Annotated in this window: 15 protein-coding genes and 1 other RNA gene; 8 read left to right on the forward strand and 8 right to left on the reverse strand. The window is 59.1% G+C overall.

What is annotated here, in order from left to right:
- Positions 1–131: 131 nt before the first annotated feature.
- From KI614_RS15795 to KI614_RS15805, 3 genes are all read left to right on the forward strand, one after another.
- The gene (locus tag KI614_RS15795) at positions 132–2,375 is read left to right on the forward strand and encodes a TonB-dependent receptor (protein WP_226406868.1); all 2,244 of its coding nucleotides are present in this window, start codon (positions 132–134) and stop codon (positions 2,373–2,375) included.
- Between the two features lie 81 nt (positions 2,376–2,456).
- Positions 2,457–2,818, forward strand: a transfer-messenger RNA (tmRNA) gene (gene ssrA, locus KI614_RS15800).
- A 204-nt stretch (positions 2,819–3,022) separates the two neighbouring features.
- On the forward strand, positions 3,023–4,942 hold the full coding sequence (locus KI614_RS15805) for a bifunctional diguanylate cyclase/phosphodiesterase (RefSeq protein ID WP_226406870.1): 1,920 nt from the start codon (positions 3,023–3,025) through the stop codon (positions 4,940–4,942).
- Between the two features lie 4 nt (positions 4,943–4,946).
- Here the strand turns inward: KI614_RS15805 and KI614_RS15810 are convergent, their stop codons facing one another.
- From KI614_RS15810 to KI614_RS15840, 7 genes are all read right to left on the reverse strand, one after another.
- Positions 4,947–5,414 (reverse strand): TlpA family protein disulfide reductase, encoded by a 468-nt coding sequence (locus KI614_RS15810; RefSeq protein WP_226406871.1) that lies wholly within the window; start codon positions 5,412–5,414, stop codon positions 4,947–4,949.
- The gene (locus tag KI614_RS15815; protein WP_226406872.1) at positions 5,411–6,595 is read right to left on the reverse strand and encodes an exo-alpha-sialidase; all 1,185 of its coding nucleotides are present in this window, start codon (positions 6,593–6,595) and stop codon (positions 5,411–5,413) included. The genes KI614_RS15810 and KI614_RS15815 overlap by 4 nt, the downstream gene beginning before the upstream one ends.
- Positions 6,585–8,846, reverse strand: a complete 2,262-nt coding sequence (locus KI614_RS15820; protein ID WP_226406873.1) for a TonB-dependent receptor — start codon at positions 8,844–8,846, stop codon at positions 6,585–6,587. Before KI614_RS15820 ends, KI614_RS15815 begins: the two co-directional genes overlap by 11 nt.
- Positions 8,847–8,864: 18 nt before the next feature.
- Positions 8,865–9,275: an ExbD/TolR family protein gene (locus KI614_RS15825; protein WP_226406874.1), complete on the reverse strand. Its 411-nt coding sequence runs from the start codon at positions 9,273–9,275 to the stop codon at positions 8,865–8,867.
- Between the two features lie 2 nt (positions 9,276–9,277).
- On the reverse strand, positions 9,278–10,012 hold the full coding sequence (locus tag KI614_RS16385; protein ID WP_319002671.1) for a MotA/TolQ/ExbB proton channel family protein: 735 nt from the start codon (positions 10,010–10,012) through the stop codon (positions 9,278–9,280).
- 23 nt (positions 10,013–10,035) lie between these two features.
- On the reverse strand, positions 10,036–10,710 hold the full coding sequence (locus tag KI614_RS15835) for an energy transducer TonB (RefSeq protein ID WP_226406875.1): 675 nt from the start codon (positions 10,708–10,710) through the stop codon (positions 10,036–10,038).
- A 278-nt stretch (positions 10,711–10,988) separates the two neighbouring features.
- Positions 10,989–11,579 (reverse strand): riboflavin synthase, encoded by a 591-nt coding sequence (locus KI614_RS15840; RefSeq protein ID WP_226406876.1) that lies wholly within the window; start codon positions 11,577–11,579, stop codon positions 10,989–10,991.
- A 127-nt stretch (positions 11,580–11,706) separates the two neighbouring features.
- On the opposite strand from KI614_RS15840, the gene KI614_RS15845 reads away from it, so the two are divergent.
- The 5 genes from KI614_RS15845 (at position 11,707) to KI614_RS15865 (ending at position 17,762) form a co-directional block, all read left to right on the forward strand.
- The gene (locus tag KI614_RS15845) at positions 11,707–12,846 is read left to right on the forward strand and encodes an ABC transporter substrate-binding protein (RefSeq protein ID WP_226406877.1); all 1,140 of its coding nucleotides are present in this window, start codon (positions 11,707–11,709) and stop codon (positions 12,844–12,846) included.
- Between the two features lie 129 nt (positions 12,847–12,975).
- Positions 12,976–14,115 carry an ABC transporter substrate-binding protein gene (locus KI614_RS15850; RefSeq protein ID WP_226406878.1) on the forward strand — a complete coding sequence of 380 codons (1,140 nt, stop codon included), beginning with the start codon at positions 12,976–12,978 and terminating at the stop codon, positions 14,113–14,115.
- A gap of 84 nt (positions 14,116–14,199) precedes the next feature.
- A complete protein-coding gene (locus tag KI614_RS15855; protein ID WP_203467982.1) occupies positions 14,200–15,240 on the forward strand; it encodes a branched-chain amino acid ABC transporter permease in 1,041 nt (346 codons plus the stop codon).
- A complete protein-coding gene (locus KI614_RS15860) occupies positions 15,237–16,997 on the forward strand; it encodes an ABC transporter permease subunit (RefSeq protein ID WP_226406879.1) in 1,761 nt (586 codons plus the stop codon). The genes KI614_RS15855 and KI614_RS15860 overlap by 4 nt, the downstream gene beginning before the upstream one ends.
- A gap of 3 nt (positions 16,998–17,000) precedes the next feature.
- Entirely contained in the window at positions 17,001–17,762 is a 762-nt protein-coding gene (locus KI614_RS15865; RefSeq protein WP_226406881.1) for an ABC transporter ATP-binding protein, read from the forward strand.
- A gap of 21 nt (positions 17,763–17,783) precedes the next feature.
- On the opposite strand, the gene KI614_RS15870 is transcribed toward KI614_RS15865, so the two are convergent.
- On the reverse strand, positions 17,784–19,469 hold the full coding sequence (locus KI614_RS15870) for a tetratricopeptide repeat protein (RefSeq protein WP_226406883.1): 1,686 nt from the start codon (positions 19,467–19,469) through the stop codon (positions 17,784–17,786).
- Between the last annotated feature and the right edge of the window lie 63 nt (positions 19,470–19,532).

Genomic DNA, 19,532 nt, shown 5'->3' on the forward strand with positions numbered 1-19,532 from the left:
CAGCAAACCCGCCAAAACCGTTTTTTGGCATGCACTGCACTGGTGCGCGACAATTTGTCGCATTCCGCATGCCATCACGAAAGCGGAGAATCTCCCCCCGTTCAAAGATCAAGATAAACAGGGAGAGCACAATGGTTTCACGTTTACGTCCGCTGGTTGCCGCCATGGCAGTCATTTTTTCCGTACCACTGGTCTATGCACAAAGCACCTTGAATGAAGTGGTCGTCAATGCTGGGCGAATGCCTGAAGCAACCACCCCACGCCAGATTGGCGCTGCAGACATTGCCGCTAAAAATGCCGTGACACGCGACACTGCCGCATTATTACAGGATGTACCCGGCATCAGCCTATACGGTGCAGGCGGTGTTTCCAGCCTTCCATCGATTCACGGCTTGGCCGATGACCGCTTGCGCATCAGCGTTGATGGCATGGACTTAATCGCCACCTGCCCCAATCACATGAATCCCCCACTTTCCTATCTTGACCCAAGTGCTGTCAGCAAGATCAAGGTTTATGCGGGAATCACGCCCGTCAGCGTTGGTGGTGACAGTATTGGTGGCAGCATCGTCGCCGAAACCGCCGCCCCACAATTTGCCGCTCCTGGGCAGGGCCTGCTCACCAAGGGTGAAATTGGCGCTTTCTACCGCAGCAACAACAGTGCACTTGGTGGCAATATCGGTGCCACGCTGGCTAACGAAAATTTCAGCGTCAGCTATACCGGCGCTTACTCACAGGCAGACAATTACAAAGCCGGTGCCAATTTCAAGACTCCTGCCACCAACGCGACCGGCCGGCCGGGTCATTCACTCGGACTGGATGAAGTAGGTTCATCGGCCTACGAGAGTTGGACGCACCTGCTCGGCCTAGCCTACCGGACCGGCAACCACTTGCTGGAAACCAAGATCGGTTACCAGGATGTTCCAAAACAGCTCTATCCCAACCAACGCATGGACATGCTGGGCAATGAGCAAAAGCGCATTAGTCTCCGCTACCTCGGCCAATACGACTGGGGTCTGTTCGAAGCACGAGCCTACTACGAAGACGTCGACCACTACATGAACTTCGGTGCAGACAAGCAACTAGCCTACGGCACTGCAGTCAATGGCATGCCCATGTACTCGACCGGCAAAACTACCGGCATCAATCTCAAAGCCGACATCGACCTAACGGCCAACGACCTGCTGCGCATCGGTGCTCTCTATCAGCATTACACACTAAACGATTGGTGGCCGGCCTCTGGTACTGGCGGCATGGCGCCCTATGCCTTCCAGAATATCAACAACGGCCAGCGCGACCGTACAGGCATCTTCGGCGAATGGGAATCCCGCCTGAACACCCAATGGACGACCCAGCTAGGCGCCCGTTACGAACGTGTCAGCACCAGCACTGACACCGTCCACGGCTACAATCTGGCTACCGCCCCCCTTTCCGGCACAGGCGGGATGATGAACCAGACCACTGACGCCGTAAATTTCAATAACGGCAGCCGCAGCAAAGGCGACGACAATCTCGATTTGACCGCACTCGCCCGCTACACGCCAAGCAAGCTCACCGATATCGAATTCGGCCTGGCCCGCAAGGTTCGCTCGCCCAATCTGTACGAGCGCTACACATGGTCGACAGCCAGCATGATGGCGATCATGAACAACTTCGTCGGCGACGGTAACGGTTATGTCGGCAATCCCGATCTGAAGCCGGAAACCGCCTACACTGCCTCCGCCACCTTCGACCTGCATGCCGCCGACCGCAGCTGGGAGTTCAAGGCAACACCATATTTCACCTACGTTGATAACTACATCGACGCCGTACGCTGCAGCAGTGCCGGCATGGGTGGCTGCCCGACAGCAACGCCTAATCCATCAACCAGCAACTTTGTTCGCCTGCAATACGCCAACCAATCGGCCCGTCTCTACGGTCTCGATCTATCCGGTCGCATGCCACTGGCCAAAACAGCAGTTGGCGAATTCGGGCTGAAAGGACTGCTCAACTACAGCAAGGGTGAAAACCGGGATACCGGCAACAATCTGTACAACATCATGCCGCTCAACCTGAAGCTGGCACTGACCCAACAAGCCGGTGGCTGGAACAATGCCGTCGAATTCGTTTCGGTCCAAGGCAAGCATGATGTTTCCACCGTGCGCAATGAAATACAAACCTCCGGCTACAGCCTGACTCACCTGCGAGCCAGCTACACCGAGAAGAATGTTCGGATCGACTTTGGTGTCGAAAACTTGTTTGACAAGTTTTACTACCTGCCAACCGGTGGTGCTTACACCGGTCAGGGAACAACCATGGGTATCAACAGCATTCCTCTGGGCATTGCCGTCCCCGGCATGGGCCGCTCGTTCTATACCGGCCTGAACATCAAGTTCTGACTTCGTGACGGAACCGGCGCGATAGCGTAAAATCCGGAACTTGTTGAGCGGCAACAGTGTCTCATGGTTGCCGTAAAAAATGGGGGCGACCTGGCTTCGACGTGGGTTGCGAATCAGAACAGTGCATACCGAGGGCCAGTCACCTCGTAAATCCATCTGGAAACTTTACAAACGCCAACGACGAACAATTCGCACTGGCCGCTTAACGCGGCTGGCGCTGCACCGGCTCTCCGATGGGCCGGACCAGGCAACTGGACGCAGTGTCACTTACATCGGATAAGGGTTGGCGATGCCGCGTAGCCATCCTCGAAAATCAAGTGGATCGCCTGAAGTGAGCCTGTTCGGCCGGCGCACCAGGGTTAAAACCAATTGACCGGAATAAGTATGTAGATCTGCCTGTGTAGGACTTGCGGACGGGGGTTCGATCCCCCCCGCCTCCACCAAATTCCAGGGCCCGGTTATCCGGGCCCTTTTCTTTTGGCATTAACACCTTTTCAACGTGCCTCACACGCCCAAAGACACACTAAAATCACAAATTCGGCTACTGAGCAGCGATCTCCAGAAACTTTTCCTCCGCCGTCGGCTCCGATGCTCACCGCTTCGAACCATCCACGCCAGGTCACTTTCAATTGAATTCGAGCCAAGACATGCAACTCGTACGCCAGATCGGTCGCCTGAGCAATGCGCTGGCGCTGGCGATTGCCTTGTTGCCGGCACTGACCTGCGGATTGGCCAGCTACCCATGGTTTGCACCCCAAGAGCCCGGACCGGAAAGTACCTTCATATTCCGACTCTTATCCAGCCTGCTGCTCGGTGGGCTGCTTGGCGCCGTACTCCGCATCCCTCTGCAAAAAGCGCTGCTCAAACCGAGTCTTCAGGCGCAGGAGAGTTTGCGCCTGCGCGAAGCCCACTGGATCAAAATACTTAAATACCAGCCCGCTGGGATCATGCTTTTCGGAGTGGATGGCCAGAACCGGTTCATCAATCGCAGCGCGATTGCGATGTTTGGTTTGCTCGACAGCGACACCCGACAAATCAACGATTGGTGGGCTGTAGTTTTACCCGACCAGTTTCAGCGCCAGCGCGCACAGGCACTCTGGCTGGCCCTGATCGATATGCCCCCCGAGCAGAGCGAGCCGCTCGGGCCCTCCGAGTTTTGTATCCAATGCCGGGATGGCCGGGCTTTGACGCTCGATGTCCTGGCGACCAGGATGGGCGACGAAATCCTTTTCCTGATCACCGACGTCACCGAACGTCAGCAAGCGCTGCGCAACCAGCAGGAATCTCTCTCCCGCTTCGAGGCAACCATGGAGGGATCGGCCGACGGTATTCTGGTTGCCGACCTGAATGGCCGCATCACCAGCACCAACCGCCGATTGGTCGATCTCTGGCGCATGCCCTTCGAGTTGATTAGTGAAAAGCAGAGTGCGACGCTCTTTACCTTCATCGGCGAACAAACGACGGCACCGGCCGATTTTGGGCTGGAAGTAACACGCCTGGCCGGTGAGCCAATGGCTTTCTCCCACAGCGTCATTCATCTCAAGGATGGCCGGGTCATCGAACGCAGTTCCAATCCGCAGATTCTTGATGGACGACCGATCGGCCGGGTCTGGACTTTCCGCGAGCAGACCGAGCGCTGGTATGCCGAACAGGCTTTGCGGCAAGCCCACGAATTCAATCGCTCGATCGTCTCGGTACTGGCCGAGGGCGTTCTTGTGGTGGGACTAGACTACCGGATCATCAGTTGCAATCAGGCAGCGCAAACTATCCTCGGCGCCAGCAAGGAGCATCTCGTCGGCAACCTGATTCATCCCTGGGCCGGGGGCAATGTTCTCCGCCCCGATGGCACGCTGATGCCGCCGGACAATTTCCCGGTCATGCGCGCCTTGCAGAGCGGCGAATCGCAACATGACCAGATCGTCGGCCTGCAGCCCCACGGCCGCGACAGCATTCAGTGGCTGACGATCAACGCATCAGCCATCGTCGATGCCGACAACGGCCAGATCACGGCCGCCGTCACCTCTTTGCGAGACATCACCAGCCTGCGCGAAAACCAGCGTCAGCTAGAGGAATTGGCCTATTACGACCCGTTGACCGCGCTACCCAACCGGACCTTGCTGACCGACCGCCTGACCCTGGCGCTGGCACAGGCGCGCCGGCGCAACCAGTTGCTCGCCGTTTGCTACCTTGATCTTGACGACTTCAAACCGGTCAACGATACCTACGGCCACAAGGCTGGCGATGCCGTCCTGATTGAAATTGCGCAACGTATCAAGGCCACGCTGCGGGATGTCGACACGGTTTGCCGACTGGGTGGCGACGAGTTCGTGATTTTGCTGGCCGAGGTCCACACCAGCACCATGGCCCGTGAAATCCTGGCCCGGACACTGGACAGCATCGGCATGCCCTGCCAACTGGCGGATGATGTCCAAGTCACCGTATCCGGCAGTATCGGTGTCGCGCTTTACCCGCCAGATGCGGCGGATGCCGATCAACTGATCCGCCTGGCCGACCAGGCGATGTATCGCGCCAAGCAGGCCGGACGGAATCGTGTCGAATTCTTTTGAAAAACTAGAAACTCAACCCTGTCGCCTTTTCCAGCATCAGTTGTGAAACGACGCCCGACTTTTTCTCCTTGCCTCCTTTGCCATCGAACATAAACGTGCGCGGCAATTCGCCGGCCCAGTTCGGATCAATGGCATAAGCAATGGCCTCAGGACTATCGCTGCCGTAGGCGTAGCGGGGGCCGGGCAAGGCATAACGATCAAGCAACGGCGCATGCTCTGCCGTGGCCGGCTCGGCGGCGATGGTAATGACACGCAAACGTTTGTTGTTCTTGACCAGCGTCGACAGCAGTTGCAGGTTCTTTTTGCAGTGACTGCAGTCGGACGACCACAGCGTCACCACGGCAGGTTGCCGGTAACGCCCCGGGTCAAGCAACTGGCGCGCCGTATCACGATCAAGCAGCACGAACTCGGCGGCCTGTAGCGTACCGGCCGCCAGGGCCAGCATCAGTAACGAAATCAGGCGACGGATCATGGCAGCGGGAACAGGCGGAAGCCTTCCTTCTCGGTACGCCAGAAAACATAGAGTTTCTCCTGCTGGCGAATGACACGAACCTGATCGGAAGCTCCATCAGTCGAGGCCAGAGCCAGTTCGCTGAATTTTTCTCCGCCATCGGTCGACACCAGGCCGCGCAACTGCGTCCGTTCGCCATCGAATTCCTTCCAGGCAATCAGCAACTTGCCGCCAGCCGCCGCGAGATCGGCGTGCGCCGCCCGCAGCCCGCCGATGACACGCTGACCTTCAACGCGAATTTCATCCCCCGGCAGCAGTCGACCGTAGAAAACCCGCCCGGCACCGTCTTTCTGGTTGAACCAGACAGCATGACGCAGACCGGCAGCATCAACCGTCAGTGAAGGCCCGTGATGCGGACAACCATCGACTTTCCAGCGATCGAAAGTGGCGCGTTGCACACGCTGGCTCGCACCTTCCGCCGTAAACCGGAGCAATGCGTGGTCGCGCTCATTCGGGGCAAAGACATGGCGCCACATGAAGAGTGGCGTACCGTCACGATCCAGGGCCGAAGCAATCCGGCAACACTCACAGGAATGGTCGGCCAGCTTGCGCTCAGGTTGAAAACTGCGGCCACCATCGTTCGATACGGCGCTATAGATGGCCGCACCACGATAAGCTGCCTTGCTGGTCTTGGCCGCTTCCAGATCGCGCTTGTCGATCCAGGCCAGGATGACCTTGTTATCCGGTGTCGTCAGCAAGGATTCGAAGCGATGGGTAATTTCAGCCGGATCTTTATGCACCGTCAGCGGCGGCGAGAAATTCCTGCCATCATCGGCACGAGCCAAGCGAATCGCTCCGCTGTACGGCTTGCCGAGCGGGCGCGTCCATGAGACGAGCAAACCGCCATCGGCACTGAATGCCAACTTGGGCCGGTTCTCGCCATCAGCCGAAATCGCCTCCGGCAGGGCGTTGACCGCAGCAGGCGCCGACCAGCTCTGGCCTTGGTCCTGACTGCGATAAAGCATGATGTGCTCGCCCTGCTTGGCGGCAACCAGCAGCGTGCCATCCGGGGCAAAGATGGCCGAGCTGCCAAGCTCGAGCCGGGGAGCCTTGGCCATGCCAGGCATGGTATCGGCCGCAACCGCAGTCGAGGCAATCAGCCACAGGCCGAGTGCCAGTAAGGTCAGACGCTTAGTAATCAATGCGAATCTCGCCATGGAAGGTACGCTGTGGATAAGGATGGAAGGCGTAATACTTCTCGTTGGTCAGGTTGTCGATACCAAAGCCGGCCGTCATGCCCTTGGCGAAACGGTAGGAAATCTTGGTGTCGAAGGTCGAGAAGGTACTGTTGCCGCCATAGGTGTTCGCCCATTCATCGGAATTATCCGGGTTGTTGTATTGCTTGCCGCTATATTTATAGCCGAGCATGCCTGTCCACTGGTCGTTGAACCGATAGACGGCGAGCAGCGAGGCGCGCCAGTCGGGTACCCGGATCACCCACTTGCCGACGCTGGCCGGATAAAGATGGTTTTCCAACACCCGTGAGCGCGCATAAGTCATGCTGGCCGTCAGATCGAGGCCACGCAACACTTCCGGCGCAACGTAGGCAACTTCGGCGCCGCGCACGCGCAACTTGTCGATATTTTGATTGCGCGTCGTCAACGCGTAGTCGGTGAAGCTGTACAGCGCGTCATGCACGATTTCTTCGAATAGCGAGAAACGCAACGTACCGCGCCCAAGCGCTCCCTCAGCCGTCAGATCCTTGGCAAAAACCTGCTCAGGCTTCAGGTTGGGGTCGCTGATCCGGGTTGTCGTACTGGTTTTTTCCGTCTGGTACAACTCGGTCACCGTCGGGAAACGGAAAGCCTTGCCAAACGAGCCACGCAGCATCCAGTCAGGCGTTGCCTGCCAAGCCAGCGAAAGCTTGGGCGAAGTACCGCTCTCTTCACGTTCGCGGAAATTGTTCTGACCCAGTGCACTGGTGTAAATCTCACCCTTGCTGGCCTGCCATTGTTCCTGGCGGACGCCTGCGGTCAATGTGAAGCGTGGGGCAAATTTCCATTCATCCTGGAGATAAATCGCCTGGGTTTGCGTCCGCCCGTAGTTGCGATCGGTCAGAGCCGTCTTGCTGTCTTCGGACAGCCAGTTACCGGCATTGTATTTTTTGTAGTCGTACGTATAGGCATCGTGATGCAGACCAGCCGTCACGGTATGGCCTACCTTGCCGCCATCCGGCTTCCAGATCAGACGCAGGTCGGCGTTATTCCAACCAGTACCATCCGACAAGGCCACCGTCCCGTTGCTCAGGGTCGGCGATGCGGCTGTCCGCAAGCTGTCGGTCGGGGTCTGGTAGAGCGAGAAAGCGCTCTCCAGGCGCCAGTCGTTACTTAGCCGACTATCGAAAGTCAGGCCGAACAGGCGGTTGACCGTTTCGCTACGATTCGGAGCAAAAGTCGAGGCAGCCACGGTGTAGCGCTGCCCATTGACCAGGATGGCACTGGTTCCCGTTGCAGAATACGCGGTTTGGCCATTGGCATCTTTTAAATAGCTTTCAGCCCTATTCGTCGAATTGTTATGCCACTCTCCGAAAGTAAAAGCCAAGCGAGTTTCCGGTGCAAAATCGTAAGCAAGCCGGATTTTGCCGACATCCTGGATGGTGTGGTCGATATTGGTCGCCCCGACGATCACCCGTTGCCCCCCTGAAGGGTCCTGGTCTACGGTGTGGCCAGAATAGGCGACGCTACCGGCACCACTGGTTGCCTTGGTTGCCGCTGCAAAACTCATTGGCTGGCCACGGCTATCAAGATGGTTGGCCATCAGCGAAACACTCAAGCCACCAACCCGGAAACCACCACTAGCCTGCTCCTGATGGCCGTAAGCGGTCATGTCGGTGCCGTACAACTTGTAGGGCTGTGAGAAGAACTGGACGCGGGCATGCGCTTCGACATCCTCAGGCCGCCGCGTCGTCATCAGGATCGTCGCCCCCGCCGAATTGCCCGGCAGCAGGGCGGAAAATGGCCCGTACAACACGTTGACCGTGTCAATCTCCTCGCTGCCAACCAGGTTCCAGCGTGCCGGGTAGGCGTAGCTGTTGCCGAGCAGGTTGGAGAGCAACAGACCATCGGCATAGACCAGCGAGCGGGCGCTCTGCACGGTGCCGGTAGTACGCGCTGCGATGATTGCGTTGCGGTCGCCGATGTAACGTTTGCGAATCTGCAGGCTGGGCATGTATTTGACGACGTCTTCAGTATTGACGACGTTCATGTTGCGCGCCTGCTCCCCGGTCACCTCGGCCTGCGGAGAGGGATTGTGCACAACAGCGCTCGGCCGGCTCTGGCGTACCGTCATTTCCGACAGCTCCTTGGCACTCTCCTCTTCAGCGGCGATTAGCTGGCCAGATGCGGCGAGGGCGGCAATCGCCCACGCCAGGGGCTTGATACGCATTTTTTTCATCTTTTTCTCGTCAATCAATCAGGGATTCGGCTGTGTCAGGAAGGCGATCTTCACGATATTGGCGCGTTGCGCCGCCGCCATCACGTCGGCGACATTTTCGTAAGCCACCTTGCGGTCAGCGCGCAGGTGCAATTCCGGCTGACGGACGCTGACGTCGGCAAAACGGCCAGCCAGGGCATCACGGTGAATAGCTTCGCCATTCCAGAAAATATTGCCGTCGACATCGATTGCCAACTGGATAACCTCCGGCTTTTCATCCAGTTTGGTGGCTGAAACCTGCGGCAGGTCGATCGGCACCGCCTGGTGAAAAAGCGGCGCGGTGATGATGAAAATCACCAGCAGCACCAGCATCACATCGACCAGTGGTGTCGTGTTGATTTCGGCCATTGGCTGGCCGCTGCCACCTTCATCAAAGCTACCAAAGGCCATGATCAACCCTGCCGATTGGCACGCACGGCGCCGATGTCGACCAGATTGACGTTGCCACCGACCCGTACGCCGGTCGTCAGGTAGGCATGCAGATCATGGGCGAAACCATCCAGTTGCACCGCAATCAGCCGATTGGCGCGCGTAAAGGCGTTGTAGGCGAGCACGGCCGGGATGGCTACGAAGAGGCCAGCGGCAGTCATGATCAGCGCCTCGCCAACCGGGCCAGCGACCTTGTCGAGCACCACCTGGGTTGCCCCGGACAAACCGACCAGTGCGTGATAAATCCCCCAGACTGTACCGAACAGACCAATGAATGGCGCGGTCGACCCGACCGAAGCGAGAAAAGTCAGGCCGCGTTCGATTCGTGCCTGCGTATTGACGATGTGCGAACGCATCGACCGGGTCACAAACTCACTGGCATTGACGCCGGCTCCGATGCCGCGCGCCGCATTCTGCTGGTGCGCCTGTGCCGAATGCGCACCGGTCAGGGCCAGGCCGGCAAAAATTCCCGAAGGATCATCGCGCCGCAAGGCCTCGAGCGCCTCGGGCAGCGAATTGGCACTCCAGAAACTGCTCAGTGCCCGTTCCTGGGAGCGCGACGCACGCCAGGCCGACATCAGCTTGCTGAGGATAACCGACCATGAGGCCAGCGAAAGCAGGGCTAGGATGACAGCCGTAACATGCGTCACCAGATCGCCCTGGCTCCAAAAGTGGGCAATGCCCATTTGCGATTCCATGCTTTACCTTTCTTCGACTTTCTTCAATCAAGCGCAAAGGTGATCGGGACGATCACCGAAGATTCAACAGCCTCATCGCCGCGCCGCGCCGGCACGAAACGCCAGCGCACCACGGCATCAGTTGCCGCACCATCGAGGCGGGCAAAGCCGCTCGACCTGGAAACCATCACATCGAGCGCATTTCCCTGGGCGCTGACCCGAACTTTCAACAAGACCTTGCCCTCCTCGCCATTGCGTCGGGAAATGCTGGGGTAAACCGGCTTCGGGTTGTGCAGGTAATCGGCATCGAAGCGAGCGGCAATCAACGCAGCAACCGGTGCCGGAGGAGCGATGACCGGCTGTGCCGGTGGAGCCGGGGGCTGTACCGGCACGACGAAACTGCTCGCGCTAGCCTGCGGGTTATCGACCGCCAGCACCGGCTGCGGTTTGATCTCCGGCGGGCGGCGCAACTGAGGTATCGGCTTGGGCGGGGGCGGCAAGGGTTTCGCCGGCTCAATCTTCTTTTCTTCAAGTTGCGGTAACAACCGGGCGCTGATCGTCGCCGGCAACTGGATCAACTCATTTTTTACCGACAGATAAAGAGCTGCGTAAACCAGCAGTAAATGCAGGGTAATAACGAGGCCGGCAGTTGCCAGGCGCTCGCCCAGCGAGGGCTGTGCCTCGAAGCGATCCAGCGGCGGTAGCGCAACAGAAATCACAGTTCTCCCTGATATTGACCCAGATCAAAATGTTATAAAAAACAACATCTTGGCGAGCCGGGATTCTAAATGACAGGAAGCTTCCTGCCGATGCGACAAATTGCCGCAGAGCCGTGCGCTCTTTTATTGTGCAGGGTATGGGACGAAATGGGTCGAAGAAATACAGATGACCGCTTCTACCAATATCGGTATTGGTTTATCCGTCGGACACGACCGATAAACCAATACCGATCAGGCAAACCATCCAGCCAAACCGACTGGATGGCGTAGTCTGACTTTTAAGCAGCGCCGCTCAGCATGCGCTCGACGTAACGGGCGATCAGATCGATTTCCAGATTGACCCGGCTGCCCGGCACCAGATGCTTCAGTGTCGTGCTTTCCAGCGTGTGGGGAATCAGGTTGATGGTGAAAACGTCACCCGCTACTTCATTGGTTGTCAGGCTCGTCCCGTTGATCGTAATCGACCCTTTGCGCGCAATATATTTTGCCAGTTCATGCGGCGCACGAATTTCGAGCAGGCGATTGTCGCCGACCGGGTCGAAGCGCAGAACTTCACCCACACCATCGACGTGACCTGAAACCAGATGGCCGCCCAGACGGTCAGCCAGGCGCAGCGCCTTCTCCATGTTGATTTCACCAGGCGCATCGAGACCGACCGTACAGGAAAAAGTCTCCGGCGAGACGTCGACCGCGAAAGTATTGCCTTCGTTGGCAACCACGGTCAGGCAAACGCCGTTGCAGGCAATCGAATCGCCCAGCGCGACGTCATCCAGCCCCAGGCTGCCGGCGTCGATGTGCAGGCGAAAACCCGCTTCGCGCGGTGTCAGGGAAGTAATGCGGCCAACCGCCGCGATGATTCCAGAAAACATTGGCAGAACCCGTTTTTGCTCAAAACGCTGACTTTATCACGCCAGGTTGACCTGATGGCTTGCAGAAACGACGGCTTGGGCATAGCTTTTCACTATTTGGCAATCGATTCACCCAGGGGAAACAACAATGAAAAAGACCATGCTTGCCGCCCTGCTCGGGGCTCTTTCCTTTGCATCCTGTGCCGAGGTCAATGTCGGTGTCACGCTCTCGGCCACCGGCCCGGCGGCCTCGCTGGGCATCCCGGAGAAAAACACGATCGATCTGTTGCCCCGGACCATTGCCGGCCAGAAAATCAACTACATCGTGCTCGATGACGCATCGGATACGACCACTGCGGTCAAAAACGCCCGCAAACTGATCAGCGAAAGCAAGATTGATCTGCTGATCGGCTCAACCACAACGCCCAATTCATTGGCCATGATTGACATCGTTGCCGAAAACGAAACACCGATGATCGCCCTGGCCGCCTCGGCACGCATTGTTGAACCCATGGACGACAAGCGAAAATGGGTCTTCAAGACACCGCAAAACGACGCCCAGATGTCGACTGCGATTGTCGAGCACATGACCAATCGCAACGTCAAAACCGTTGCCTACATCGGATTTTCCGATGCCTATGGCGAAGGCTGGTGGAATGAGTTCTCGAAACTTGCCGACGTCCGCAAACTCAAGCTCGTCGCCAATGAACGTTTCAACCGGACCGATACCACGGTAACCGGGCAGGTATTGAAAATGCTGGCTGCCAAACCGGATGCCATCCTGATCGGCGGCGCCGGCACGCCTGCAGCCCTGCCGCAAAAATCGCTCAAGGAAAAAGGCTACAAGGGATTGATCTACCAGACCCACGGTGTCGCCAATAATGATTTCCTCCGGATTTGCGGCAAGGATTGTGAGGGAACCGCACTGCCCACCGGGCCGGTCCTGGTTGCAGCCCAACTGCCGGCCGACAATCCCGTCAAAAAATCGGCCGCAGAGTATGTCGGCAAATACGAAGCCGTTCACGGCAAAGGCAGCGTCAACGCTTTCGGCGGCTATGCCTGGGATGCCGGGCAGTTGCTGGCCGAGGCACTCCCTGCCGCATTGAAGAAAGCCCAGCCCGGCAACCGGGAGTTTCGTCTGGCCCTGCGCGATGCCATCGAAGCGACAAAGAATCTGGCGGCTTCGCATGGCGTTTACAACATGACGCCGAACGACCATCTGGGTCTGGACCAGCGAGCCCGCGTGATGGTCACCATTCAGGATGGCAACTGGAAGCTGGCGCGCTGATCGCCCCGAAACTGGCCGGCTTCTCCACCTGACGCAAGAAGCAACCGTTCCGCTGTACGCAGCATTGCCTGATCGGGTGGCGCTGCGTGGTAGACTCCGTTTTTTCCGCCTTTTTCCTGGGAGACATAGATGTACAAGAAACTGACGCTGGCTGTTCTGACCGCACTGTCCACCATGGCTCTGGCCGACATCAATGTCGGTGTTTCACTCTCGGCGACAGGCCCGGCCGCCTCGCTCGGCATTCCGGAAAAGAACACCATCGCGCTGCTGCCGACGACCATCGGTGGCCAGAAGGTCAATTACATCGTGCTCGACGATGCGACCGACCCAACTGCCGCGACCAAGAACATCAAGAAACTGATCGGTGAGAACAAGGTCGATGTCGTGATCGGCTCGACCACCACGCCAAATTCGCTGGCCATGATGGATGTCGCGGTCGACAACGAAACGCCGCTGATTTCGATGGCTGGCTCGGCGATCGTCGTCGAACCGATGGATGCCAAGCGCCAGTGGGTGTTCAAGACGGCCCAGAACGATGCCCACATGGCCACCGCGCTGGTTCAGCACATGACCGACAAAAATGTCCAGACCGTCGCCTTCATCGGTTTTGCCGATGCCTACGGCGAAGGCTGGTTCAAGGAATTCGCCAAGATTGCCGAAGCCCGCAAGCTCAAGGTCGTTGCCAGCGAGCGCTTCCAGCGCAACGACACCTCGGTGACCGGCCAGATCCTCAAGATCATGGCGGCCAAGCCGGATGCCGTGCTGGTCGGCGGCGCCGGCACACCGGCTGCGTTGCCCCAGAAGGCGCTCAAGGAAAAAGGCTACAAGGGCCTGATCTACCAGACCCACGGCGTCGCCAACAACGACTTCCTGCGCGTCGGTGGCAAGGATGTCGAAGGCGCCTTCCTGCCGGTCGGCCCGATGGTTGTGGCCGCCCAGTTGCCGAATGACAATCCGGTCAAAAAATCGGCCATGGAATACGTTGCCAAGTACGAAGCCGTGCATGGCAAAGGCAGCGTCAGTTCCTTCGGCGGCCACGCCTGGGATGCCGGCGTGCTGCTGCAAAGCGCCATTCCGCTTGCATTGAAGAAAGCACAGCCGGGCACCAAGGAATTCCGCAAGGCACTGCGCGATGCACTGGAAAACAGCAAGAACCTGGCCGGCGCCCACGGCATCTTCAACACGTCCGCAAACGATCACCAGGGTTTTGACCAGCGCGCCCGCGTCATGGTCACGATTGAAAACAACGCCTGGAAACTCATCAAGTAAGTAACAATCTGCCGCCACCAGGGCTCACCCGCCAGCCGGGTACGAGCCACTGGTCGGCGCTGCGGTCTCACACTCTCCGGTAGCATGGACCTTCAAATCCTCCTTCTTCTCGGCCAGGATGGCATCACCAATGGTGCCATCTATGCGCTGCTGGCTCTGGCCCTGGTGCTGGTCTTCACGGTCACCCGCATCATCTTCATTCCACAGGGCGAGTTCGTTGCCTACGGCGCACTGACGCTGGCCAGCCTGCAGGCTGGCAAGGTGCCGGGCACCGTCTGGCTGCTGCTCGTTCTTGGCTGCCTTGTCGCCTTGCTGGATGGCATCGCACTGGTTCGTGAAGGCCGCTACCGCAAACTGCCACCGCTGCTGATTGCCAACATCGGCGTGCCCTTGTTGTGCGCGGCGGGATTGTTCGCCATACCACCGACCGAACTGCCGCTCTGGATTCAGGTGGTCGTTTCGATGCTGCTGGTCGTGCCGCTCGGCCCGATGATCTACCGCGTCGCCTATCAGCCGCTGGCGGGTGCCTCGGTGCTGGTCCTGCTGATTGTGTCGGTTGCCGTGCACGTCGCCATGATCGGCCTGGGCCTGCTCTTCTTCGGCGCAGAAGGTTCGCGCACGCCGGCCTTCACCGACCTCAGCTTCGAGCTGGCCGGCGCGCCGCTGCAAGGCCAGACCATCCTTGTTGTCGTCGCCTCCGCCGTATTGATCATCGGCCTCTATTTCTTCTTCGAACGGACGATTTACGGCAAGGCGCTGCGCGCCACGGCGATGAACCGGACCGGCGCCCGCCTGATGGGTATTCCGCCCATCCTCGCCGGCAAGCTATGTTTCACGTTGGCCGCTGCAATCGGTGTCTTCTCCGGCATCCTGATCGCGCCGATCACGACCATTTATTACGACTCCGGCTTCCTGATCGGCCTCAAGGGCTTTGTCGGGGCGATCATCGGCGGCCTGGCTTCGTACCCGATTGCCGCGCTCGGTGCCATTCTGGTCGGCCTGCTTGAATCGTATTCCTCCTTCTACGCCAGCGCCTTCAAGGAAGTCATCGTATTTACGCTGATCATCCCGGTGCTGCTCTGGCGCTCGCTGACCTCAACCCACGTCGAGGAGGAGGAAGAATGATGCGCCATCTGCCGATCGCCCTTTTCGTCGCGCTGCTCGGCATCAGTCCGCTGCTGCTGCCCGAGTTTCATGTCACGCTGCTCAATTACATCGGGCTGTACGCCATCGTTGCCGTCGGTCTGGTCCTGCTGACCGGCGTCGGCGGCCTGACCTCGTTCGGCCAGGCGGCCTTTGTCGGCCTCGGTGCTTACACAACCGCCTGGTTGACCACGGCCTACGGTCTGTCGCCCTGGCTGACCCTGCTGATCGGCCTGGCCATCACCGCGTCGGTGGCGTTGTTCCTCGGTTTCATCACTTTGCGCATGGGCGGCCACTACCTGCCGCTTGGCACCATTGCCTGGGGCATGAGCCTATATTTCCTGTTCGGTAATGTTGAATTCCTTGGCGGCCATACCGGTATCACCGGCATTCCGACCGTCGAACTGTTTGGCTGGGAACTGAAATCAGGGCGTGAATTTTTCTACCTGATCTGGCTGGTCGTCCTGCTCGCCATCCTGACCATCCGCAATCTGCTCGATTCACGTCAGGGCCGCGCCATCCGCGCACTCAAGGGCGGCACGGTGATGGCCGAGGCGATGGGCGTCAATACGCCGCAGGCCAAGATCGTCATTTTCCTGATCGCCGCCTTGCTGGCCAGCATTTCCGGCTGGCTCTATGCCCACCTGCAACGCTTTGTGAATCCGACGCCATTTTCACTGACCCAGGGTATCGAATACCTGTTCATGGCCGTCGTCGGCGGTATCGGTCACGTCTGGGGTGCCGTACTCGGCGCCGGGCTGATCACCATCCTCAAGCAATGGCTGCAGGACCTGCTGCCGCAATTGCTCGGCCAGAGCGGCAATTTCGAGATCATCGTCTTCGGCATCGCCATGGTGCTCATTTTGCAGCGGGCGCGTGACGGTATCTGGCCGCTGATTCTCAAGCTCGTGCCGGAACGCCGGGTCAAGCGCGCCGTGCCGCAAGCCGACGCCATGCCGCGCCGCCAACTGGCCGAGGGCGGCACGCTGCTGCTGGAAGCCACGGAGGTAACCAAGCGCTTCGGCGGACTGGTCGCCAACAACCAGTTGTCGCTCACCGTCAAGGCCGGTGAAGTCATGGCGCTGATCGGGCCGAACGGCGCCGGCAAGAGCACGATGTTCAACTGCATTTCCGCGGTCAACCCGGCCAGCGAGGGCAAAATCGAGTTTCTCGGCGAGTCGACCGCGAAGATGGTTTCGCGCGACATTGCCCGGCGCGGCATGAGCCGGACGTTCCAGCATGTCCGCCTGCTTGGCCAGATGTCGGTGCTCGAAAACGTGGCCATCGGCGCCCATCTACGCGGCAGCAAGGGGGTTCTGGCCGCCGCCTTGCGCCTCGACCGTACCGAAGAAAACCGCCTGCTGGCCGAAGCTGCCCGTCAGATCGAACGCGTCGGCCTGGCCGAGCACATGTTCGAACCGGCCGGCAGTCTCGCCCTTGGCCAGCAGCGCATTGTCGAAATTGCCCGTGCACTATGTTCCGACCCCTGCCTGCTGTTGCTCGACGAGCCGGCGGCCGGCCTGCGCTATCGTGAAAAACAGGCATTGGCCGAACTGCTCGGCAAGCTGCGCAGCGAAGGCATGGGCATCCTGCTGGTCGAACACGACATGGATTTCGTCATGGGCCTGGCCGATCGCATCGTCGTCATGGAATTCGGCGAGAAAATCGCCGAGGGCCTGCCGGAAGAAATTCAGCGCAACCCGAAGGTGCTCGAAGCCTACCTCGGCGGCGTGGAGTAAATCATGACCAAGCACCCGCATTTGCACGACCACGAAATCATCCTCGAAGTGAAGGATCTGCGCGTCGCCTACGGCAAGGTCGAAGCCTTGCACCAGGTCAGCCTGACCATCCGGCGCGGCGAAATCGTCACCGTCATCGGTCCGAATGGCGCCGGCAAGACGACCTTGCTTTCCGCCCTGATGGGCTTGTTGCCGGCCGATGGCGACATCGTCTACATGGGCCATGCCCAGGGCCGCGAGCGTCAGGTCGAAACCCTGGTTCGCCAGGGGATGACGCTGGTACCGGAAAAGCGCGAGCTGTTCTCCGAAATGAGTGTCGAGGACAACCTGGTCCTCGGCGCCTTCGACCGCTACCGCACCGGCCACCGCGACCACATGGAAACGATGGACGAGGTTTTCGAACTTTTCCCGCGCCTCGAAGAACGCCGCAACCAGCTGGCCGGCACTTTATCCGGCGGCGAACGCCAGATGCTGGCGATGGGCCGCGCACTGATGGCCAAGCCCAAACTCTTGATGCTCGATGAACCCAGCCTGGGGCTTGCCCCGCTGATCATCAAGGAAATTTTCCGCATCATTTCCGAACTGAAAAAGACCGGCGTCGCCATCCTGCTGGTCGAGCAGAATGCCCGCGCCGCGCTGCAAATCGCCGATTACGGCTATGTGCTGGAAACCGGTGAAGTCTCGCTGGCCGGCCCGAGCAATGAGCTGGCGGCCGATCCGCGGGTGATCGAAGCCTATCTCGGACTCGGGCAAAAGCAGCACTGAACCCGGGGCGACCGCGGCAAGCTAGGCTTCCGGCACGACCCCGTTCTTGCGCGCGACAGAAACGTAGAGCTCGCGGGCCGAAGCCACTTTCTGGCTCTTGCGGTCCTTGCGCTGGGCGCGTTGCAGATAAACGACGCCCTTCGCGGCCAGATCGGCATCCCAGCCCTTCTGGTCAAGCAGCGTGAAAATGGCCTTGGCCGCATTGATCAGGAATTGCAGGTTGGGAACCTGCTCGGCAGCCTGGATCAGCAACTGCACGGCACCGTCCAGATCGCCGCTACGCGCCGCCAGCACGCCCTTGTTGTTGAGTTCGATGATTTCCTTGCCAACCTGATCGAGCAAGGCCTTGCCGGCATCCGGTTGACCGGTTTTTTCAAAGACGCTGGTGATCTGTTCGGTCAGATGCGGATCTTCGTGATTCTCTGCCGCAACCTGACGCATCAATTTCTGGGCCGCCTCCTGCTTGCCCGTGGCAAAGCAGGCATGCGCCAGATCGACCGCCAGCCGCTGGGAAACATGCCGGCCCTTTTCTGCAGCCTCGGCGCTGACCTGCTGTTGCAGCTCAAGCGCCCTGTCGACCAGTTCCTTGGCTTTTTCAGCCGATCCTTCGGCTTCAAGACAAAGGCTTTCAGTCACCAGCACTGCCAACTCGCCCTGCTTGTCGCCCCGCCACTCACGCTTCATCTCGGCCGCCAGCTTGCGCGAGCCATCGATTTCACCGCGCTCGACCAGCACGCGCGACAGGTTGGCGAAATCATCGACAGTGCGCAGCGTCGATCCCTTGCTGCGCTGAATCACCTTGCCATACGCCTTTTCAGCCGAGAGAAAATCCTTGTTGCGCACCGCTACATCGCCAACCAGACGCTGACGCACGGTGTTGTGCGGTGAGGCATCGGCTGCCCGCTGCAAAGCTTGCTGCGCCGAATCCAGACGCCCCTGGGCCTCGTGCACCGAAGCCAGGAAATCGTAGGCCGAAAGATATTCCGGCGTGTCCTGAGTCACCTGTTCGGCCAGTTGCTCGGCTTCATCCAGCGATCCGCGGTCGCGCAGGGCAGTCGCCAGGCCCATCTTGGCCCACGGCACCACCCGCCCTTCAAGCACATGACGAAAAACTTCCTCGGCCTCACGCGTCTTGCCCAGCGAATGCAGTAACTCGCCCTTGAAACGCAAGGCGTCGTACATGAAAGCGGGTTGCTGCTGGATAACGCGGTCACAGGCTGCGATGGCTTCCTGCAAGGCCCCCCGTTCGATCTGCTCGTAAATCTTGCGCAGGATATGTTTCTTGTAGATAGCCTTAACCAGCCGGGCCTGCAACTGCTCGGCGGTAAATGGCTTGATCAGGTAGTCATCCGGTGCCAACTCAGCCAGCGCAACGACATTGGTGTAACCGCGTTCGCTGGTAATGATCAGATAAACCGTCGACAGCGGAATCAGGTGCGCATGGCGCAGTTCCTCCAGCAGTTGCTGGCCGTCACGGCCGTCATCGAGGACGAAATCGGAAAGAATGATATCGAAACGGTTGGCCTTGACCTGGCGAATCACCTCGGCGGAATTGCCGGCACCGTGCACCGCAGTAACGCCCAGTGCCGAAAGCATCAGGCGCATGGAATCGCGTGCCGGAGAATGGCGATCAACGATCAGAACCCGTTTTTTTGTCAGTGACTGCTGTAAAACCAGCAGCATCTCGTCGTTATCAAGGGTGGCCATGCGCTTTGCTTAACGTGTGCGTATCCAGCCAAGGTACTGCACTTCCGAGCGAACAGCAAGAAG

The organism is Dechloromonas denitrificans (assembly GCF_020510665.1).
Classification (GTDB): Bacteria; Pseudomonadota; Gammaproteobacteria; order Burkholderiales; family Rhodocyclaceae; genus Azonexus; species Azonexus denitrificans_B.

Excerpts from the sequence above, each read along its gene's own strand:
- KI614_RS15795 (WP_226406868.1), top strand. The coding sequence starts at position 132 with ATGGTTTCACGTTTACGTCCGCTGGTTGCCGCCATGGCAGTCATTTTT.
- KI614_RS15805 (WP_226406870.1), top strand. The coding sequence starts at position 3,023 with ATGCAACTCGTACGCCAGATCGGTCGCCTGAGCAATGCGCTGGCGCTG.
- KI614_RS15810 (WP_226406871.1), bottom strand. The coding sequence starts at position 5,414 with ATGATCCGTCGCCTGATTTCGTTACTGATGCTGGCCCTGGCGGCCGGT.
- KI614_RS15820 (WP_226406873.1), bottom strand. The coding sequence starts at position 8,846 with ATGAAAAAAATGCGTATCAAGCCCCTGGCGTGGGCGATTGCCGCCCTC.
- KI614_RS15825 (WP_226406874.1), bottom strand. The coding sequence starts at position 9,275 with ATGGCCTTTGGTAGCTTTGATGAAGGTGGCAGCGGCCAGCCAATGGCC.
- KI614_RS16385 (WP_319002671.1), bottom strand. The coding sequence starts at position 10,012 with ATGGAATCGCAAATGGGCATTGCCCACTTTTGGAGCCAGGGCGATCTG.
- KI614_RS15840 (WP_226406876.1), bottom strand. The coding sequence starts at position 11,579 with ATGTTTTCTGGAATCATCGCGGCGGTTGGCCGCATTACTTCCCTGACA.
- KI614_RS15845 (WP_226406877.1), top strand. The coding sequence starts at position 11,707 with ATGAAAAAGACCATGCTTGCCGCCCTGCTCGGGGCTCTTTCCTTTGCA.
- KI614_RS15850 (WP_226406878.1), top strand. The coding sequence starts at position 12,976 with ATGTACAAGAAACTGACGCTGGCTGTTCTGACCGCACTGTCCACCATG.
- KI614_RS15855 (WP_203467982.1), top strand. The coding sequence starts at position 14,200 with ATGGACCTTCAAATCCTCCTTCTTCTCGGCCAGGATGGCATCACCAAT.
- KI614_RS15860 (WP_226406879.1), top strand. The coding sequence starts at position 15,237 with ATGATGCGCCATCTGCCGATCGCCCTTTTCGTCGCGCTGCTCGGCATC.
- KI614_RS15865 (WP_226406881.1), top strand. The coding sequence starts at position 17,001 with ATGACCAAGCACCCGCATTTGCACGACCACGAAATCATCCTCGAAGTG.
- KI614_RS15870 (WP_226406883.1), bottom strand. The coding sequence starts at position 19,469 with ATGGCCACCCTTGATAACGACGAGATGCTGCTGGTTTTACAGCAGTCA.